This is a genomic window from Streptomyces carpinensis (assembly GCF_002154505.1).
Lineage (GTDB): Bacteria > Actinomycetota > Actinomycetes > Streptomycetales > Streptomycetaceae > Streptomyces > Streptomyces carpinensis.
Window position 1 is genome coordinate 1 of sequence record NZ_MUBM01000489.1, and the last position, 4,948, is coordinate 4,948.

4 protein-coding genes, 1 pseudogene and 2 riboswitches are annotated in these 4,948 nt (G+C 68.8%); all 5 genes and pseudogenes read right to left on the reverse strand.

The annotated features are described in order from the left end of the window. Positions 1-260 precede the first annotated feature (260 nt). Positions 261-341: riboswitch (glycine riboswitch) on the reverse strand. A gap of 5 nt (positions 342-346) precedes the next feature. After that, positions 347-442: riboswitch (glycine riboswitch) on the reverse strand. 12 nt (positions 443-454) lie between these two features. Then, entirely contained in the window at positions 455-1,414 is a 960-nt protein-coding gene (gene lipA / locus BZY54_RS44300; protein ID WP_086731019.1) for a lipoyl synthase, read from the reverse strand. Position 1,415: 1 nt separating this feature from the next. After that, a complete protein-coding gene (gene glyA / locus BZY54_RS44305) occupies positions 1,416-2,687 on the reverse strand; it encodes a serine hydroxymethyltransferase (RefSeq protein ID WP_086731020.1) in 1,272 nt (423 codons plus the stop codon). A 1-nt stretch (position 2,688) separates the two neighbouring features. Then, positions 2,689-3,063, reverse strand: a complete 375-nt coding sequence (gcvH, locus tag BZY54_RS44310; RefSeq protein ID WP_086731021.1) for a glycine cleavage system protein GcvH — start codon at positions 3,061-3,063, stop codon at positions 2,689-2,691. 23 nt (positions 3,064-3,086) lie between these two features. Further along, on the reverse strand, positions 3,087-4,187 hold the full coding sequence (gene gcvT / locus BZY54_RS44315) for a glycine cleavage system aminomethyltransferase GcvT (protein ID WP_086731022.1): 1,101 nt from the start codon (positions 4,185-4,187) through the stop codon (positions 3,087-3,089). 32 nt (positions 4,188-4,219) lie between these two features. Next, positions 4,220-4,948 (reverse strand): annotated as a pseudogene (locus BZY54_RS44320) (glycine dehydrogenase (aminomethyl-transferring)); the annotation flags it as partial.

Genomic DNA, 4,948 nt, shown 5'->3' on the forward strand with positions numbered 1-4,948 from the left:
GTGAGGACGAACTCGCGGCCGGGACGCGGACGAGGGGACATGACATTCTCCGCCGTGACCAGGCTCTGCAGTTGGTTGTACTCCAGGCCCATCTTCGCCTGGGGCCCCACCCACTCGGGCTTGCGCTCGATCGGGGTCTGACTGTTCCGGCTCCCCAGGCGCAATCACTTGCGTCCGGAGGGGACCCACCGTCATGGACACGAGGGACTCCTCGAAAGTCGAACGCGGGCACGGACCCGCGCGGCTGATTGATCCTCCCCCTCTGTCATTGGCCTGAGAGCTGCACCTGCTGTGCGCGGCTTGCACCGTGGGCGAGACGCGTGAGCGCCTGCTTTCCAGAGTCCGCCTCCGCCGCGCAGTAACGAAGCCTGAGGGTTTCCGGGGAGGATGTGCTCCTTCGGCGCCGCAGCTTGGGGAGTGTGGACTCTCCCGCGCAGAATCGTCAGCGGTGTCTTCAGTTGTTCGGTTCTTGCCGAGGCCTCTTGTCGAGTGCTTGCTGATAGAGCTGTCCGGCGCGATAGGAGGACCGGACCAGGGGTCCGGACATCACTCCGGCGAAGCCGATCTCCTCGGCCTCTTCCTTGAGCTCGATGAACTCCTCAGGCCTGACCCACCGGTGCACCGGGTGGTGCCGCACCGACGGCCGCAGGTACTGGGTGATGGTGACCAGGTCGCACCCGGCAGCGTGCAGGTCCTTCAGCGCGGCCGAGATCTCCACCCGGGTCTCCCCCATGCCCAGGATCAGGTTCGACTTGGTGACCAGCCCGAACTCCCGCGCCGCGGTAAGCACACCGAGCGACCGGTCGTAGCGGAACGCGGGCCGGATCCATTTGAAGATCCGCGGCACCGTCTCCACGTTGTGCGCCAATACTTCCGGGCGCGATTCGAACACCTGGGCCAGCAACTCGGGGACACCGTTGAAGTCCGGGACCAGATTCTCCACACGGGTGTCCGGGTTCAAGGCGTGGATCTGTCGGACCGTCTCGGCGTACAGCCAGGCACCACGGTCGGGCAGGTCGTCGCGGGCCACCCCGGTGATGGTGGCGTACCGCAGTCCCATCTTCGCCACCGACTCCGCCACCCGGCGCGGCTCCTCCCGGTCCAGAGGCCGGGGCTTGCCGGTGTCGATCTGGCAGAAGTCGCAGCGCCGGGTGCACTGGTCGCCGCCGATGAGGAAGGTGGCTTCACGGTCCTCCCAACAGTCGAAGATGTTCGGACAGCCCGCCTCCTGGCACACCGTGTGCAGCCCTTCGGCCTTCATCTGCGAGCGCAACGCGTTGTATTCCGGCCCCATCCGCGCCCGGGTCTTGATCCACTCGGGCTTGCGCTCGATCGGAGTCTGGCTGTTCCGCACCTCCAGCCGCAGCAACCTGCGGCCGTCAGGCGAGGCGGAAGGTGTGAGGGCGCCGCTCATCTCACAGCTCCGGGTACAACGGGTGCGCGTCGGCGAGCGCGGCCACACGGGCCCGCAGCTTGGCGGCGAGACTCGGGGCGTACGCCGGATTGAGGGCCTCCGCGATGATGTCGGCGACCTCCGCGAATTCGGCCTCCCCGAAGCCGCGGCCGGCCAGCGCCGGCGTACCGATCCGCAATCCCGAGGTCACCATCGGCGGGCGGGGGTCGAACGGCACAGCGTTGCGGTTCACCGTGATGCCGATGTCGTGCAGGCGGTCCTCCGCCCGCTGCCCGTCGAGCTCCGACTCACGCAGGTCGACCAGCACCAGGTGGACGTCCGTACCACCCGACAGCACGGACACCCCCGCGTCCGTGACATCGGGAGCACTCAGCCGTTCCGCGAGGAGTCGAGCGCCCGCGAGGGTGCGCTCCTGGCGCTCACGGAACTCCGGCTCGGACGCCATCTTGAACGCGACCGCCTTGGCCGCGATCACGTGCTCCAGCGGTCCGCCCTGCTGGCCGGGGAAGACCGCACTATTGACCTTCTTCGCCACGTCCTCACGGTTGGTCAGCACCACTCCGCCGCGCGGGCCGCCGAGTGTCTTGTGCGTGGTCGTGGTCACCACGTCGGCGTGCGGCACCGGGTTCGGGTGCAGACCCGCGGCCACCAGACCGGCGAAGTGCGCCATGTCCACCATCAGGTACGCGCCGACCTGGTCCGCGACCCGCCTGAAGGCGGCGAAGTCCAGCTGCCGGGGGTACGCCGACCAACCCGCGATGATCAGCTGCGGCCGGTGCTCATCGGCAAGTCGCTGCACCTCCGCCATGTCGACGCGGTTGTCCTCCGCGGAGACGTGGTAGGCGACGACGTTGTAGAGCTTGCCGGAGAAGTTGATGCGCATGCCGTGGGTGAGGTGCCCGCCGTGCGCGAGCTCCAGGCCCAGGATGCTGTCCCCCGGTTGGAGGAGGGCCGTCATCGCGGCGGCGTTCGCCTGGGCTCCCGAGTGCGGCTGCACATTGGCGAAGGCCGCACCGAACAATGCCTTCACCCGTTCGATGGCGAGCTGCTCGATGACATCGATGTGCTCACACCCGCCGTAGTAGCGACGGCCCGGGTAGCCCTCGGCGTACTTGTTCGTCAGGACGGAGCCCTGCGCCTCCATCACCGAGACCGGTGCGAAGTTCTCGCTCGCGATCATCTCCAGCGTGCTCTGTTGACGCTCCAACTCGGCACGTACGGCGGTGTACACGGTGGGGTCGAAGTCGGCGAGCCGACGGTCCAGCACAGACATCTCAGGCTCCTGCCGTGAAAGCCGCGTAGGCGGTGGCGTCCAGCAGATCCGGCGTACCGGTGATCCGCATCCGGAACAGCCAGCCCGCTCCGAACGGGTCAGTGTTGACCAGGCCGGGCTCGGCCACCGCAGCTTCGTTGATATCGACGACCTCGCCGTCCGCAGGAGCGAACAGGTCGCTCACGGACTTGGTCGATTCGATCTCTCCGCACGCGTCGCCAGCCTTGATCGTCGCGCCGACGGCAGGCAGGTCCAGGTAGACGACGTCGCCGAGCGCGTCTGCTGCGTGGGCGGTGACACCGACGGTCGACAGGTCTCCCTCGCTGGCAATCCACTCATGGTCGCTGGTGTACATCAGGTCGGTGGGCAGGCTCATGATCTGTTCTCCTCGGGAGGTGGTCAGGCTCGGCGGCGGTAGAAAGGCAGCGGAACGACCTCGGCGTACTCCTGACTGCCCCGGATGTCGACGAGCACCTTGGTGCCGGGTTCGCTCCGGTCGGTCGGCAGGTATGCCATCGCCACGGGGTGGCCGAGGGTGGGCGACAGAGCGCCCGAGGTGACCTCGCCGATGCGCTCGCCGGTGTCCGGGTCGAGTACGGCGTAGCCGGTGCGCGGAGCTCGTCGACCGGTCGAGGCCAGCCCGACCAGCACGCGGGTGGGCCCCTCGTCACGACGGGCAGCCAGGGCCGCCTCGCCGACGAACCCGCCGGGCTTCCCGAACACCACGACTCGGCCCAGTCCCGCGTCGAACGGTGTGGTGCCGACGGTGAGCTCCTGGCCGTACAACGGCATACCGGCCTCGAGGCGCAGCGTGTCACGGCAGGCCAGGCCGCACGGGACCAGCCCGTGCCGCACGCCCACCGCGCTGACGGACCGCCAGACGGCCATCGCGTCCTCGGGACGGCAGTAGATCTCGAAGCCGTCCTCGCCGGTGTAGCCGGTGCGCGCGAGCAGCACCTCGCGGTCCGCCAACCGCGCCGGGCCGATCGCGTAGTACTTCAGCAACGGCACCTCGACGTCGGCAAGTTCGCTGACGATCGCCGGTGACGTCGCTCCCTGGACCGCGATCAACGCCCACTCGCCTGAGGTGTCCCGGATCGTGGTGACGTAGCCGTCGATCCGATCACGCAGCTGGGAGAGCACGACCAGCGTGTTGCCGGCGTTGGCCACGACGAGGTACATCTCCTCGGCCAGGCGGTAGACGACGAGGTCGTCGAGCACTCCGCCAGTCTCGTGGACCAGCATGGAGTAGCGCGCGCGGCCGACGGCGATCTTCGACGGCCGTCCGACCAGGGCGTGGTCGAGAGCCCGGCCCACCTCGGGACCGGACAGCTCGATCTCTCCCATGTGGGTGAGGTCGAAGATTCCGGCGGCGGTCCGTACGGCGTGGTGCTCGACCAGCTCGGAGGTGTAGCGCAGTGGCATGGACCAGCCGGCGAAGTCGGTGAACGACGCACCGAGCTCCATGTGGATGTCGTGCAGGGGTGTCTTCTTCGGCATGATGGTTCCTCTTCGGACCATGGCGGGCCGGGTCACGACGCGAACGACCCGGGAGGCGGGCAGGAACAGACCAGGTTCCGGTCACCGTGCGCCTGGTCGATCCGGCCGACAGGCGGCCAGTACTTGTCGGACGTGACGCCCGCCGGGAACACGGCCCGTTCACGCGAGTAGGGCCTGGCCCACTCGCCGGCGATCGCGGCTGCGGTGTGCGGCGCCCGTCGCAGCGGGCTCTCCTCGACGGCCCAGACGCCCTTGTCCACCAAGTCGATCTCCGCGCGGATCGCGATCATCGCCTCGCAGAAGCGGTCCAACTCCTGCAGGCTCTCGCTCTCCGTCGGCTCGACCATCAGCGTGCCGGCGACCGGGAAGCTCATCGTCGGAGCGTGGAAGCCGTAGTCGATGAGCCGTTTGGCGATGTCGTCGACTGTCACGCCCGTGGCGGCGGTGATCGAGCGTACGTCGAGGATGCACTCGTGCGCGACGAGGCCGGCCTCCCCGGCGTACAGGACGGGGAAGTGCGGCGCGAGCCGGCGGGCGACGTAGTTGGCACTCAACACGGCCGTCCGGGTCGCCTCGGTCAGCCCCTCCGCACCCATCATCCGGATGTAGGCCCATGGGATCGGCAGGATGCCGGCACTGCCGAACGGCGCTGCGCTGACCGCCCCGATCCCGTCGCGACGCCCGGTATCGGGGTGCAGCGGGTGGGTGGGCAGGTACGGCGCGAGGTGCTCGGCCACCGCGACCGGGCCGACGCCCGGTCC